This is a genomic window from Lysinibacillus sp. A4 (assembly GCF_024919535.1).
GTDB classification, from domain to species: domain Bacteria; phylum Bacillota; class Bacilli; order Bacillales_A; family Planococcaceae; genus Lysinibacillus; species Lysinibacillus capsici.
The window spans coordinates 1-14,517 of sequence record NZ_JANWTB010000013.1 but is presented as its reverse complement, the minus strand read 5'-3'; the positions used below and the strand labels follow the sequence as shown (position 1 = coordinate 14,517).

Below are 14,517 nucleotides of genomic sequence, written 5' to 3'. Positions count from 1 at the left end.
CTATTATTGAGACGGCTCTTACCTCTTACGTTTTGAAGCAACAAGAGGTTTCAAAAATATTTAGTGAAAATAATAATTACTTAAATGTACGCCAGCCAATATCTTTACGGAAGAAAAAGTGATCCCATGTTTCCGTTGCAATACCTTCATAAACCTTTTCCTGTGCTTCTTGTAAAGTAGCTGCTTTTGCACCAACTAACAGTACACGTCCTCCGTTACCAACGAATTGACCGTCTACTAATTTTGTACCTGCATGGAAAACTGCATGTGATGTCGAAAGTGCCTCTAAATTCGGTAATACCTTACCTTTTTCAACGTCTCCTGGGTAACCCTCTGCTGCAATGACTACACCAAGCATTGCTTCTTCTGACCATTGTAAATCAAATGGCTGTTCATCCATTAACGCCATCATAAATGCACCAAAATCTGAAACCATACGTGGCAATACAACTTGCGTTTCAGGATCACCAAAACGAGCATTAAACTCTATGACCTGAGGACCTTTCTTCGTTAAAATTAACCCTGCGTATAAAATACCTGTAAAGGAAGCACCATCTGCCTCCATCCCTTTAACAGTTGGTTCTACAATAGTTTGAAATGCAATATCTACTACCTCTTGTGGGATTTGTGGTACTGGTGAATAAGCACCCATACCTCCTGTGTTTGGTCCTTTATCACCGTCATAAGCTCGTTTATGATCTTGTGCAATAACCATCGGATAAATTTGTCCTTTGTGTACAAAAGACATAAAGGAGAATTCTTCACCGTCTAAAAATTCCTCAACGACAACACGTGAAGAGGATTCACCAAAACGTTGGTTTCCAATCATATCCACTACAGCTTCAATCGCTTCTTCCTCTGTCATTGCCACAACGACTCCCTTACCAGCCGCTAAACCATCAGCCTTAATGACAATAGGCGCTCCTTGTTCTTTAATATAGGCTATTGCTTTTTCTGCTTCAGTAAATGTTTCATGTGCTGCTGTAGGAATATTGTATTTATTCATAATTTCTTTCGCATAGGATTTACTGCTTTCTATTTGAGCAGCAACTTTTGTAGGACCAAAAATACGTAAACCTCTAGCTGTAAAGAAATCGACAATGCCTTCAGCAAGCGGCTGTTCTGGGCCAACAAATGTTAATGCAATATCATTTTCCTTGGCAAATTGAGCGAGACCTGCGAAATCCATTGTATCAATAGCAACAACTTCTACTTCGCCTCGCATCCCATCATTTCCTGGCGCGACGAATACGTTTTTCACTGATGGAGAGATGCTAAATTGTTTAGCGATTGCATGCTCACGGCCACCGCTTCCGATTACTAATACATTCATTTTAGAGAATCCTCCTCTTTGTAAGTAAGACCGAGATGAACCAACATCTCGGTCTGTTTTGATTTCTATACAATTCAACAATTAATGTTTAAAATGACGTACACCTGTGAATACCATCGCAATGCCGTATTCATTTGCTTTATCAATGGAATCTTGATCTTTAATGGAACCACCTGGTTGAATAATTGCTGTAATCCCTGCAGCTGCCGCCGCCTCCACAGTATCGCTCATTGGGAAAAATGCGTCTGATGCTAATGCGGCACCTTTTGCTTTTTCTCCAGCTTGTTCAAAGGCAATTTTAGCTGCACCTACACGATTCATTTGACCTGCGCCAACCCCAAGTGTCATTTGGGAATCTGTTACAACAATCGCATTGGATTTCACATGTTTGACAACAGACCAACCAAGTTGCAATGCTTCCCATTCTTGCTCTGTTGGTTCACGATCTGTCATCACTTTAATATCCGCATTGCCGAAGCCATAACGATCTGGCTCCTGCACAAGAAGGCCACCCTCAACTGATACTACATTGAATGAATCTTGTTTCGCTTGCTCGAAAGGAATTGTTAGTAAGCGGATATTTTTCTTTTTCGTTAAAATATCTAATGCTTCTTGTGAGAAAGCAGGTGCAATAATAATTTCTAGGAAAATATGACTTAGCTTCTCAGCAGTTGCTGCATCTACTTCCATATTTAATGCGATAATACCGCCAAAAATAGATGTTGGATCGGCCTCATATGCTTTATCGAATGCTGCCTCTAACGTGACACCAGTGCCAACACCACATGGATTCATATGTTTCACCGCTACAGCAGCTGGCATTTCAAATTCTTTTACAATTTGCAATGCTGCATTACCATCTTGAATATTATTGTAGGATAACTCTTTACCATGTAATTGTGTAGCATAAGCTAATGAAAAGTCAGAGCCAAGACGCTTTTGGTAGAAGGCCGCTTTTTGGTGAGGGTTTTCGCCATAGCGTAAATTTTGCTTTAATTCATATGTCATCGTTAAGCTCTCTGGGAACTCTTCTTCAGTCAGGTAGTTCGAAATATAAGAATCATAAGCGGCTGTGTGACGGAAAACTTTCGCAGCTAGTTTACGACGTGTTTCAATTGTTGTGGCACCGTCTGCTTTAAGTTCCTCTAATACTGTTGCATAGTCATTGCTGTCCACGATTACTGTTACATATTGATGGTTTTTTGCAGCAGAACGTAACATTGTTGGACCACCGATATCAATGTTTTCAATTGCATCATCCCAAGTTACATTAGGCTTTGAAATTGTTTCAACAAACGGATAGAGATTCACACAAACAATTTCAATTGGTTCAATTCCATGCTCATTCATCTGTGCTTGATGAGAGACATCATCAAACTTTCCTAATAGACCACCGTGAATCATTGGATTTAAAGTTTTTACACGACCATCTAAAATTTCAGGAAACTTCGTTACTTCATCTACTGCTGTTACAGCTACCGCATTATCCTGTAACATTTTTTTTGTACCGCCAGTTGATAAAATTTCATAACCTAATGCTACTAATTCCTTTGCAAATTCTAAAATACCATCTTTATTGGAAACACTGATTAATGCACGTTTTGTCACAACAATATCCTCCTAATTTTTATCGTGCTGTCCACGAACTGACTTGCTTCAATAGATTAATAGAGTTAGGTCTTACTTGTTGAGTAGGATTCTCGACCTAACTCCTTCTTCAGTTATTGTAATAATTGCTGTAATGCCTTTGTATATAATAAATGCTCTTGTTTATGAATTTCAGCTTCTGTTGCCTCGCGATTTCCTTCAATGACAGGTACCGCTGCCTGAGCGATAATTGGTCCAGTATCCATTCCTTCATCAACAAAATGCACTGTGACACCTGTTATTTTCACACCATGATTAATGGCTTGTCCAATAGCGTCCTTTCCAGGAAAGGCAGGCAATAGGGACGGGTGAATATTAACAATTCGCTGTGGAAAGGCTGCTAATAATACGTCACTGATTAAACGCATATACCCAGCAAGCACAATCCATTTCACATCGCACTCATGTAAAGCTTCGATAATTGCTGTCTCATAAGCTGACTTTGAGACAAACTCTTTTGGATTCAATGCTAACACTGGAATCCCAAAGTTTTCAGCACGCGTTACTACAAATGCTCCAGGCTTATCTGTGACCACTAGTGCAACCTTTGCATGGAGTTCACCACGTTCAATGGCCTCTTGAATGGCTTGAAAATTGCTACCGCTACCTGACGCGAACACGGCTATTTTTGTTGGTGCAGTCATTACGCTAAACTCCCATCATGTGAGCCATTAAATACTACTCCGTCACCTTTAATAACACGTCCGATTGTATAAGCCTTTTCACCATTTGCTTCAACTGCAGCGATTACTTTATCAGCTTCAGTTTCTGGCACAGCTATTACAAAGCCAATACCCATGTTAAACACATTATATAAATCCTTATCTTCTAGCTGACCCTTATCTTTTAGGAATTCAAAGATACGTAATACAGGCCAAGAACCTAAGTCGATTTCTGTTGCTAGTCCCTCTGGCATCATGCGTGGTAGATTTTCATAGAAACCGCCACCTGTAACATGTGCACAGCCATGTACATCTGCTGCCTTTAAAGCTGCTAGCACAGGTTTAGCATATAGCTTTGTTGGCACTAGAAGCGCCTCACCGATTGGGCCTAGATCTTCATAGCCTTCTACAATAGCATCCACAGCATATTGATGATCTGCAAAGACAATTTTACGCACTAAAGAATAACCGTTTGAATGTACACCACTTGATGCAATTCCAATAAGTACATCGCCTTCTACGATTTCTTCACCTGTCACGATAGCAGACTTTTCACAAGCGCCTACTGCAAAGCCAGCTAGATCATATTCATCTTCTTCATAAAGACCAGGCATTTCCGCAGTTTCTCCACCTATTAGAGCCGCACCTGATTGCACACAGCCATCTGCAACACCTTTGACAATTTGTTCGATTTTTGCAGGCTCTGCTTTTCCAAGAGCTACGTAATCTAAAAAGTACAGCGGTTCTGCTCCTTGAGCAACAATATCATTTACACACATTGCTACACAGTCCACACCGATTGTATCGTGCTTGTCTACCATGAAGGCTAGCTTTAGCTTTGTTCCAACACCATCTGTCCCCGAAATAAGAACAGGTTCTTTAAGATTCAGTTCTGACAAGTCAAACATGCCACCAAAACCACCAAATGTCCCCATTACACCTAGACGGTTCGTACGTTCAACATGAGACTTCATTCGTTTTACGGCTTCATAGCCCGCTTCAATATTTACACCTGCTTGTTCATATGCCTTTGACACGCAGAGTTCCTCCTTATCATCCAAGTCGCCTAAGTTTCCTAGATAGAAATGACTGTAAGACACTAATTTGTTGCGATGTTGTTCTTAACGTAATAATTCTTTTTCATGTGGCAAAATCGTATCCGGGAAAATCTCTGTTGGATATTTGCCTGTAAAGCATGCAAGACAAAGTCCTCGGTTTTCATCTTCGTATGGTCGTGCAATTGTTTCTACCATCCCCTCAACAGAAAGGAATGTCAGAGAATCTGCACCAATTGCTTCACGAATTTCATCTACATTATGACTAGAAGCAATTAGTTCTTCATGCGTTGATGTATCAATGCCATAATAACAAGGGTTTGTCATCGGCGGTGATGAAATCACAACATGAACTTCCGCTGCGCCAGCATCTTTTAGCATTTTGACAATGCGACGAGATGTTGTACCACGAACGATAGAATCATCAACCATTACTACTTTTTTTCCTTTTACGACTTGAACAACAGGTGAAAGTTTCATTTTCACACCACGTTCACGTAGCTCCTGTGTCGGCTGAATAAACGTACGACCAACATAACGGTTTTTAATAAGACCTAATTCATAAGGGATTCCACTTTCTTCTGCAAAACCAATCGCTGCGGAAATACTTGAATCAGGAACACCTGTTACAACATCTGCTTCAATATGCGCACACTCACGAGCAAGCTGTTTACCCATACGTTTTCGTGCCATATGAACGTTAATACCATCAATATCCGAATCAGGACGTGCTAAATAAACATATTCCATCGCACACATCGAACGTTTATCCATATCAGCAAAACGATCTGATTTTACGCCCTCATCATTAATAATGATTAATTCACCTGGTTCTACCGAACGAACAAATTCTGCACCAATTAAATCGAATGCACAAGTTTCAGAAGCTACCACCCAGCCATCTCCTAGCTTTCCAAGAGATAGTGGACGTAAACCATGTGGATCACGTGCAACAAGCATTTCATCCTTTGTCATAATTAAGAAAGAATAGGCACCCTTTAAAAGAGAGAGGGCATTTTTCACCTTCGCACGGAATGGTGAATGCGAACTTTTCTTAATAAGATGCGCCAACACTTCTGTATCAGAGCTAGAGTGGAAAATGCTACCTTGTCGCTCTAGATATTGCTTTAAATGTGTCGCATTGACTAAGTTACCGTTATGGGCAATTGAAAGGCTACCAGTTGAGGAGTGGAATAATAATGGCTGTACATTTTCGATACCGCCACCACCAGCAGTCGTATAACGAACATGCGCAATAGCTGCTTTGCCGTTCACTGCTTTTAATTTATCTTCGTTGAAAACATCATTAACTAGTCCTTCGCCTTTCACCGCGCGAAGATGCTGTCCGTCTGAAACGACAATTCCAGCGCCTTCTTGTCCACGGTGTTGAAGAGCATGAAGCCCGTAATAGCTAAGGTGTGCTGGATTTGGGTTACCCCAAATACCAAACACCCCACATTCTTCGTTTAAGCCTCTGAGTTCAGCAAGCATGGGATTGCTCCTTTCCAATTAGAACGGAATTCCTCCACTGTACCTTCTACAAGCACACCTTTGTCCCCGTTGATTTTCACAAGTGCATCGTTTGTTACGACACCAATTTTTTGAGCATCTTTCATGATTTCTACAAATGCTGCAGCATTTTCTTCTTTAACTGTGACAACAAAACGAGATTGACTCTCACTGAATAGCGCAGTTGTTGCAGAGCCTGTTAATGTTACATCCACACCAAGACCGTTAGCGCCAAATGTTGTTTCAGCAATCGCCACAGCTAGACCTCCCTCTGCTACATCATGCGCAGATTGAACAAGGCCTGCTTTAATCGCCTTTAATAAAGCTTGCTGACGTGTCGCTTCAACCTCTAAATCAATAGCTGGTGCTTTCCCTGAAATAACACCATTATTTAAAAGTTTTTGAAGCTCTGAACCGCCAAATTCTGTTTTTGTCTCACCAATAACAAAGACAAGATCTCCTGCTGCCTTTACATCCTGTGTCGTTACATGTGCTAAGTCTTCAATAAGACCAACCATACCAATTGTTGGCGTTGGATACACCGCTTCGCCTGAACGCTCATTATAAAGAGAAACGTTACCTCCGATTACTGGAGCATTTAATGCCGTACAAGCTGCCGAAATACCATCTGCAGATTTTTCAATTTGCCAGAAGATTTCTGGTTTCTCTGGATTACCAAAGTTTAAGCAGTCTGTAATTGCAAGTGGCGTACCTCCAGTTGCAACAATATTACGAGCTGCTTCAGCTACTGCAATAGCACCGCCCACTTCTGGGTCTAGATAAATGTAGCGAGAGTTACAGTCCGTTGTCATTGCTAAGCCTTTATTTGTACCACGTACACGAATAACAGCCGCATCAGAGCCTGGTTTAACAACAGTTGAAGTACGAACCTGATAATCGTACTGATCGTATACCCATTCTTTCGAAGCAATTGTCGGTGCTTTTAATAGAGCAATTAGTGTTTCTTTGTAATCAGTCACAGCAGGTTCAGTGTTTTCGATTGCTTGGAACTGGGCATAGTATGCAGGTTCTGCAGATGGTTTATGATAAACAGGTGCATCTTCTGCTAATGCATCAGCAGGTACCTCTGCCACCACTTGTCCATTGTGTAAAAGACGAAGCATTTTATCGTCCGTTACACGACCAATTGCTACAGCATCTAAATCATATTTATCGAAAATCGCTTTAATTTCATCTTCGCGACCTTTTTTCACAACTAAAAGCATACGTTCTTGAGACTCAGACAACATCATTTCATACGCTGACATTCCTGTTTCACGCTGAGGCACTAAATCTAAGTTCATTTCTACACCAGAACCAGCCTTTGAAGCCATTTCTGCTGAAGAAGAAGTAAGACCAGCTGCACCCATATCTTGAATACCAACTAGAGCATCCGATTTTACAACCTCTAAACAAGCTTCAAGTAAAAGCTTCTCCATAAATGGATCTCCAACTTGTACCGCTGGACGTTGGTTTTCTGATTCCTCAGTTAATTCCTCAGAGGCGAATGTTGCACCATGAATACCATCACGGCCTGTTTTCGCTCCAACATACATCACTGTATTACCTACACCAGCAGCAATACCTCGTTGAATATCTTTATGATCAATTAAACCGACACACATAGCATTCACTAGAGGATTACCTTCATAGCAAGGATCAAATTGAATTTCGCCACCTACTGTTGGGATTCCGATACAGTTACCATATCCTGCGATTCCCGCTACTACTTCTTCAAATAGATATTTACCACGTGCTGACTTTAATTCACCAAAGCGTAATGAGTTTAACATTGCAATTGGACGTGCACCCATTGAGAAAACGTCACGGATGATACCACCCACACCCGTTGCAGCTCCTTGATAAGGTTCTATTGCAGATGGATGGTTATGTGATTCCATTTTAAACACTACTGCTTGTTCGTCACCAATATCAACAATACCTGCACCTTCACCTGGTCCTTGTAGTACCTGTGGCCCTTTAGTAGGGAATTTACGTAGTACTGGCTTTGAATTTTTGTACGAGCAGTGTTCAGACCACATTACTGAGAAAAGACCTGTCTCTGTCCAATTAGGTAGACGTCCTAAAATACCTTCTACCATTGCAAATTCTTCGTCTGACATCCCCATTCCAGCGTATAGCTTCTCATCTTTAATCTGCTGTGCTGTTGGCTCAAACTTAGTTGTTGACATGATTTTCCCTCCACTGCTTCACGATTGATTTAAATACTGCTAGACCGTCTGCGCTGCCCACCAGTGCATCAACAGCTCGCTCTGGGTGTGGCATCATCCCTAATACATTGCCGCGCTCGTTTATAATCCCTGCGATATCTTCTAAAGAACCGTTTGGATTGTCACCTGAGTATGTGAATACGATTTGATTATTATCTTTTAGTGATTGTAAAGTTTCCTCGTCACAGTAGTAGTTACCTTCACCATGTGCGATTGGAATATTGATGATTTGACCTTGCTCATATTGATTTGTGAATAATGTATTGTTGTTTTCAACTTTAAGCTGCACTGTACGGCACATAAATTTTAAGTTTTTATTGCACAATAAAGCTCCTGGCAATAAACCTGCTTCCGTTAGGATTTGGAAGCCATTACATACACCTAATACAGGTTTACCAGCATCTGCTGCCTTCTTAACTTCTGTCATAATGTTAGATTGATTAGCCATTGCACCACAACGAAGATAATCCCCATAGGAGAATCCTCCAGGTACTAATACACCATCAAAACCACTTAGATCTGTTGCTGTATGCCATACATATTCTACTTCTTCACCTAGCTCGTCTTTAATCGCATGATACATATCGATGTCACAGTTTGACCCAGGGAATACGAGTACTGCGAATTTCATGATTAAATAGCCTCCTCGACTTCGTAACGGTAGTCTTCAATTACAACGTTCGTTAAAACCTTTTCACACATTTCTTTTACTAGAGTATCAATGTCACGTTCTGAATCTTTAATTGATAGTTCAAGATATTTACCGATACGTAAATCTTCTACTTCACCGTAGCCCATCTTAGCTAAAGAACCTTGTACTGCAGAGCCTTGAGGATCAAGAATACTCTCACGTAATGTTACATAGATTTTTACTTTTTTCATTGTTATTTGCCTCCGAGTCTAGAAAGTATAATAGTATAAACTTCAGTTAAATTACCAAGGTCACGACGAAAAACATCTTTGTCTAACTTTTGCTTCGTTGTTGCATCCCAAAGTCGGCATGTATCTGGTGAAATTTCATCTGCCAATAATACATGACCATCCATATCACGGCCAAACTCTAATTTAAAATCAATCAATGTCACATTGACATCTGCAAAGATCGGCTGTAGCACTTTGTTAACGGCTAATGCACCATCATAAATAGCTGTCACTTCAGTTGGTGTGGCAAGTTCAAGAACATCAATATGTTCTGTCGTAATAAGTGGGTCGCCTAAATCATCGTCTTTATAATAAAATTCAACGATTGGTCGTTTTAAAGGTGTCCCCTCTTCAAGACCTAGGCGCTTTGCTAAACTTCCAGCAGCAATATTACGAACAACTACCTCAATCGGAATAATTTCTACTTTTTTTACAAGTTGTTGTGTATCGGATAATTGTTTTACGAAATGTGACGCAATTCCGTTAGCTTGTAATTTTTCGAAAATTAATGAAGTAATGCGATTATTTAAAATGCCCTTACCTTCAATTTCCTCTTTCTTTTCACCATTGAATGCTGTTGCACTATCCTTGTACTCAACAAGTAGCACATTTGGCTCCTCTGTTGTGAACAATTTTTTTGCTTTACCTTCATACAAAAGTTGACCTTTAGTCATTTCGTTTTCCCCCTGATATTATGAGATACGCTTGTAATAATATTCAGAATTGAACCGTATCTCTACGATTCAACTCTGAAACTTTTACGGGTGGCTCTAACATTTATTATTAGATGGCTAAATAAATATTAGTTAAGTCCTAGTCGTTCAAAAATCATATCAACATGCTGTAAGTGGTAGTTGTAATCAAAACAATCATCCAACTCTTCTTTTGTTAAATAAGATGTGATTTTTTCACTTCCATCGACTAATGTACGGAACTGAACTTGCTCGTCCCAAGCCTGCATTGCTAAAGGTTGTACTGTATCATAAGCTTCTTCTCGTACTAATCCTTTATCAATCAATGCTAGTAAGATGCGTTGAGAATAAATAAGACCAAATGTACGATCCATATTACGTTTCATGTTCTCAGGGAATACTGTTAAGTTTTTCACAATATTACCGAAGCGATTTAGCATATAGTTAAGAGTAATTGTTGCATCCGGTAAAATAACACGCTCTGCAGATGAATGTGAAATATCACGCTCATGCCATAAAGCTACATTTTCATAAGCAGTCACCATATAACCTCGCATTAAACGGGACATACCAACCATGTTTTCAGAACCGATTGGATTACGCTTATGTGGCATTGCGGACGAACCTTTTTGACCTTTTGCAAAAGCTTCCTCCACTTCACGTGTTTCAGATTTCTGTAGTCCACGAATTTCTGTTGCGAATTTTTCAATTGAAGTAGCGATTAAAGCTAATGCACCTAAATACTGAGCATGGCGGTCGCGCTGTAAAGTTTGTGTTGAAATCGGTGATGCTGCAAGGCCTAATTTATCGCAAACATATTGCTCAACACGAGGATCAATATTGGCATATGTTCCAACAGCCCCAGACATTTTTCCTGTTTCAATTACTTTCGCAGCTGCTTCAAAACGTTCAAGGTTACGCTTCATTTCCTCGTACCATAAACCAAGTTTCAAACCAAAAGTTGTTGGTTCAGCATGAACACCATGTGTGCGTCCCATCATAACTGTATGTTTATGTTCTTTTGCCTTAGCAGCAATAATATCAATGAAATTTACGATATCTTTTCGTAAAATATCATTTGCTTGTTTGATTAAATAAGAAAGTGCTGTATCTACTACGTCAGTAGAAGTTAAACCATAATGTACCCATTTGCGCTCTTCTCCAAGTGTTTCAGAAACAGCACGAGTAAAGGCTACAACGTCATGACGAGTTTCTTGTTCAATTTCTAATATACGATTCACATCAAATGAAGCATTTTCACGAATTTTAGCAACATCCTCTTTTGGGATATCCCCTAACTCTGCCCATGCTTCACAAGCTAAAATTTCAACCTCTAGCCAAGCTTGGTATTTATTTTGTTCTGTCCAAATTGCGCCCATTTCGGGTCTTGTGTAACGTTCAATCATCGCGTATCTCCTTCTATTCTGACCAAATGCCAGAACTTTCGATTTGTTGTAGTGTAGCTTCTAAGTCTTTTGTCATAATCGTCACATGGCCCATTTTACGGTTAACCTTAGCTTCAGCTTTCCCATAAAGATGTATGGACCATTCAGGATATTTAGCAATTGAGTTACTGAGTGGCACGACATGCTGCCCTAATACATTGACCATAATGGACGGTGCCCATAGTTGTGGCTTACGTAACGGCCATCCACAAACAGCACGAATATGTTGATGGAATTGTGAAACATTACATGCTTCAATTGAATAGTGACCAGAATTATGAGGTCTTGGTGCTAATTCATTGATAACAATACTACCATCTTCTAATACAAACATTTCTACTGCTAGCGTTCCTACTAAATGTAAATAATCTGCAATTTTCAAAGCTTCTCGTTCGGCAGCTTGAGCTGTGCTTTCAGTTATGCGAGCAGGTACTATTGTCTCGTGAAGAATATGATGAACATGAATGTTCTCTCCAACTGGCTGACAATACGATTCACCATGACCATTTCTTTGAACAATGACCGATACTTCCTTTACGAAAGGAACAAACCCTTCTGCAATACATTGTGAATGTGTGAATAATTCTTTCGCTAAAGGCAAATCTTCAGTTGATTTTAAAAGCTGCTGTCCCTTGCCATCATAACCACCTCTTGCTGTTTTGACTATACAAGGATAACCAATCGAATCAATATTGGCTACTAATTCTTCATAAGTTTTTGCAACAATATATGGTGCTACTGGGCAACCAGCTTTCACAATAGCTTCTTTCTCTGTTATACGGTTTTGTGTAATACGTACCAACTCTGCTCCTTGAGGAACATAAGCCATTTGTGATAAACGCTTTAAGCCTTCATAATCAATATTTTCAAATTCATATGTGATAATATCACTTACTTCTGCAAGTTCTTCTAAAGCAGCTTCATCATCATATGGAGCTACAATGCGAATATCTGCTACCTGCCCACAAGGTGAGTCCATTGCTGGTTCAAGAACAGCCACTTTAAAACCTGACTCTTTTGCAGCAAGTGCCATCATTCGACCAAGTTGTCCTCCGCCTATAATGCCTATCGTTTGTCCAGGATAAATAATCTTCGTCACACTAAGTCACCTGTACTTTCTAATACTTGCTGCTTTGTTGCTTCACGTCTAGCATCTAATTTATTAGCAAGCTCCACATCTGTTGTTGACAAAATCTGAGCTGCAAGTAACCCTGCATTAGTCGCTCCTGCTTTGCCAATCGCTACAGTAGCTACAGGTACGCCACCAGGCATTTGAACGATGGATAATAGTGAATCAAGTCCATTAAGTGCTCGTGATTGAACTGGTACACCAATGACAGGTAATGTTGTTTTAGCTGCCACCATTCCTGGCAAATGTGCAGCACCGCCTGCACCAGCAATAATTACTTGTATTCCTCGCTCGCGAGCTGCCTCTGCATATTCAAACATTAAATCAGGTGTACGATGTGCAGATACAACTTTCTTTTCGTACGGTACTTGTAATTCATCTAAAATATCACATGCATGTTTCATTGTTTCCCAGTCACTTGAACTACCCATAATGACACCGATTTTCGGATTCATAAATTGTCGCTCCTTTTAAACGATAGAAAAATGATCAATTATTTATTGTGCTAGCCTCTATTTTAAATAGCTACTGCAATTCTTATTTACAAAGAAAATCCCCAAGTAAACTACTCTCTACCAGTACACGTGAAAGCAGTTTACTTGAGGATTATTCGGACAAGATCGTCTCCATGTACATAGCTGTACAAAGACCTTCTCACCATACGCCAAAAGTGCTTTCCCGCATAGTCCAGCATTTACGGTGCCGGGTAGAGACACTAGAGCCAATCCTCTAGCATATATGTGGGATCTATTTGTTTTTCCTTCTCACATTTTAACAAGGGATTGTCTTATCGTCAATCCAAAAATGCGAACATTTTTTATTAGGTGAAAAAAAATGTTCGGTTTTTAGTCAAAATCATTCGATATCTTGAGCAGGTATACCTTTAAACTGAATTTTTTGACGCAGATAAGCTGGCTCGCCATCTACGATATGAAAAAGCGGCTCTTCTTTTCGTCCTATGACCATAAAGCCATCTTTCCGCATTCTTGCCAAGCAATCCTCGATTGACTCGTTTTCCAGTACCTCATACCAAATTTGCTTTTTTCCCAACTTTTTCTTCCTTTCCATTGTACATATTCATTCACAACCAATTTGTAATTCATTATACCTTTTGTTGCTTACAGAAGTATGTAAGAACTTAAATAAATAGAAAAAAACTGCAGATTTCTCTCCACAGTTTTGATGAATGCTCATAGAATATAAAATGCCTTTAAATAGATACAAAAAAATAATAACAGTAGGAACAAATGAAGGACAACAAGAACCATACGATATCCTTTGATGCCAAATAGGGCACTGGTGATGCCTAAACCACCTAAAATAAACGGCATAAACATATTTACACGATAGAGAAATGTAAAAAAGTTTCCATACCATTTGGTTGAATCATAGCCAAACATAAAGAATATAAGTAGTAGACTTGAGATCGAAATCGCAGAAAAAATGTTCTGCCTCATTTTGATTCCTCCATTATTAAATCCAGAATGTATCTCCTTTAAATCCACTTAAATATATTATAGCATTTTATGAATAGTTCACAAAATAAAAAAAAGTCATGGAATAGATCCATGACTTTATAATTGCCTAGCGACGTCCTACTCTCACAGGGGGAAGCCCCCAACTACCATCGGCGCTAAAGAGCTTAACTTCCGTGTTCGGTATGGGAACGGGTGTGACCTCTTTGCCATCATCACTAGACTTTGTATTTAATTGAAAGATTTATTCTTTCAAAACTGGATAAACGGTGCATTGAATGTTTCAAACTTTTTTGGTTAAGTCCTCGATCGATTAGTATTCGTCAGCTCCATGTGTCACCACACTTCCACCTCGAACCTATCTACCTCATCGTCTTTGAGGGATCTTACTTACTTGCGTAATGGGAAATCTCATCTT

At 39.7% G+C, this 14,517-nt stretch carries 14 protein-coding genes, 2 rRNA genes and 1 riboswitch; all 16 genes read right to left on the bottom strand.

Features of this window, described 5'->3' with window-relative positions; genetic code table 11:
- Positions 1-76 precede the first annotated feature (76 nt).
- Complete coding sequence (gene purD / locus NY607_RS20725; RefSeq protein ID WP_131522004.1) at positions 77-1,333, bottom strand: phosphoribosylamine--glycine ligase; 1,257 nt, start codon at positions 1,331-1,333, stop codon at positions 77-79.
- An 81-nt stretch (positions 1,334-1,414) separates the two neighbouring features.
- Positions 1,415-2,941: a bifunctional phosphoribosylaminoimidazolecarboxamide formyltransferase/IMP cyclohydrolase gene (purH, locus tag NY607_RS20720; protein ID WP_131522005.1), complete on the bottom strand. Its 1,527-nt coding sequence runs from the start codon at positions 2,939-2,941 to the stop codon at positions 1,415-1,417.
- Between the two features lie 113 nt (positions 2,942-3,054).
- Positions 3,055-3,624, bottom strand: coding sequence for a phosphoribosylglycinamide formyltransferase (gene purN / locus NY607_RS20715; protein ID WP_004225729.1), 570 nt, complete (start codon positions 3,622-3,624; stop codon positions 3,055-3,057).
- Positions 3,624-4,679 carry a phosphoribosylformylglycinamidine cyclo-ligase gene (gene purM / locus NY607_RS20710; RefSeq protein WP_131522006.1) on the bottom strand — a complete coding sequence of 352 codons (1,056 nt, stop codon included), beginning with the start codon at positions 4,677-4,679 and terminating at the stop codon, positions 3,624-3,626. Before purM ends, purN begins: the two co-directional genes overlap by 1 nt.
- An 84-nt stretch (positions 4,680-4,763) precedes the next feature.
- On the bottom strand, positions 4,764-6,188 hold the full coding sequence (purF, locus tag NY607_RS20705) for an amidophosphoribosyltransferase (protein ID WP_004225733.1): 1,425 nt from the start codon (positions 6,186-6,188) through the stop codon (positions 4,764-4,766).
- Entirely contained in the window at positions 6,164-8,398 is a 2,235-nt protein-coding gene (gene purL / locus NY607_RS20700; RefSeq protein WP_131522007.1) for a phosphoribosylformylglycinamidine synthase subunit PurL, read from the bottom strand. The genes purF and purL overlap by 25 nt, the downstream gene beginning before the upstream one ends.
- Positions 8,385-9,068, bottom strand: coding sequence for a phosphoribosylformylglycinamidine synthase subunit PurQ (purQ, locus tag NY607_RS20695; protein WP_259420313.1), 684 nt, complete (start codon positions 9,066-9,068; stop codon positions 8,385-8,387). Before purQ ends, purL begins: the two co-directional genes overlap by 14 nt.
- A gap of 2 nt (positions 9,069-9,070) precedes the next feature.
- A complete protein-coding gene (purS, locus tag NY607_RS20690) occupies positions 9,071-9,319 on the bottom strand; it encodes a phosphoribosylformylglycinamidine synthase subunit PurS (protein WP_004225741.1) in 249 nt (82 codons plus the stop codon).
- Positions 9,320-9,321: 2 nt separating this feature from the next.
- Positions 9,322-10,032: a phosphoribosylaminoimidazolesuccinocarboxamide synthase gene (gene purC / locus NY607_RS20685; RefSeq protein WP_131522008.1), complete on the bottom strand. Its 711-nt coding sequence runs from the start codon at positions 10,030-10,032 to the stop codon at positions 9,322-9,324.
- Between the two features lie 128 nt (positions 10,033-10,160).
- Complete coding sequence (gene purB / locus NY607_RS20680; protein ID WP_131522009.1) at positions 10,161-11,456, bottom strand: adenylosuccinate lyase; 1,296 nt, start codon at positions 11,454-11,456, stop codon at positions 10,161-10,163.
- Between the two features lie 13 nt (positions 11,457-11,469).
- Positions 11,470-12,594 (bottom strand): 5-(carboxyamino)imidazole ribonucleotide synthase, encoded by a 1,125-nt coding sequence (purK, locus tag NY607_RS20675; protein ID WP_004225748.1) that lies wholly within the window; start codon positions 12,592-12,594, stop codon positions 11,470-11,472.
- Positions 12,591-13,079: a 5-(carboxyamino)imidazole ribonucleotide mutase gene (gene purE / locus NY607_RS20670; RefSeq protein ID WP_131522010.1), complete on the bottom strand. Its 489-nt coding sequence runs from the start codon at positions 13,077-13,079 to the stop codon at positions 12,591-12,593. Before purE ends, purK begins: the two co-directional genes overlap by 4 nt.
- A 208-nt stretch (positions 13,080-13,287) precedes the next feature.
- A riboswitch (purine riboswitch) is annotated at positions 13,288-13,386 on the bottom strand.
- A 93-nt stretch (positions 13,387-13,479) separates the two neighbouring features.
- A complete protein-coding gene (locus NY607_RS20665; protein ID WP_237898749.1) occupies positions 13,480-13,674 on the bottom strand; it encodes an NETI motif-containing protein in 195 nt (64 codons plus the stop codon).
- Positions 13,675-13,814: 140 nt separating this feature from the next.
- Complete coding sequence (locus tag NY607_RS20660) at positions 13,815-14,081, bottom strand: hypothetical protein (RefSeq protein ID WP_237898751.1); 267 nt, start codon at positions 14,079-14,081, stop codon at positions 13,815-13,817.
- A gap of 125 nt (positions 14,082-14,206) precedes the next feature.
- A 5S ribosomal RNA gene (gene rrf / locus NY607_RS20655) occupies positions 14,207-14,322 on the bottom strand.
- A 70-nt stretch (positions 14,323-14,392) separates the two neighbouring features.
- A 23S ribosomal RNA gene (locus tag NY607_RS20650) occupies positions 14,393-14,517 on the bottom strand; the annotation flags it as partial.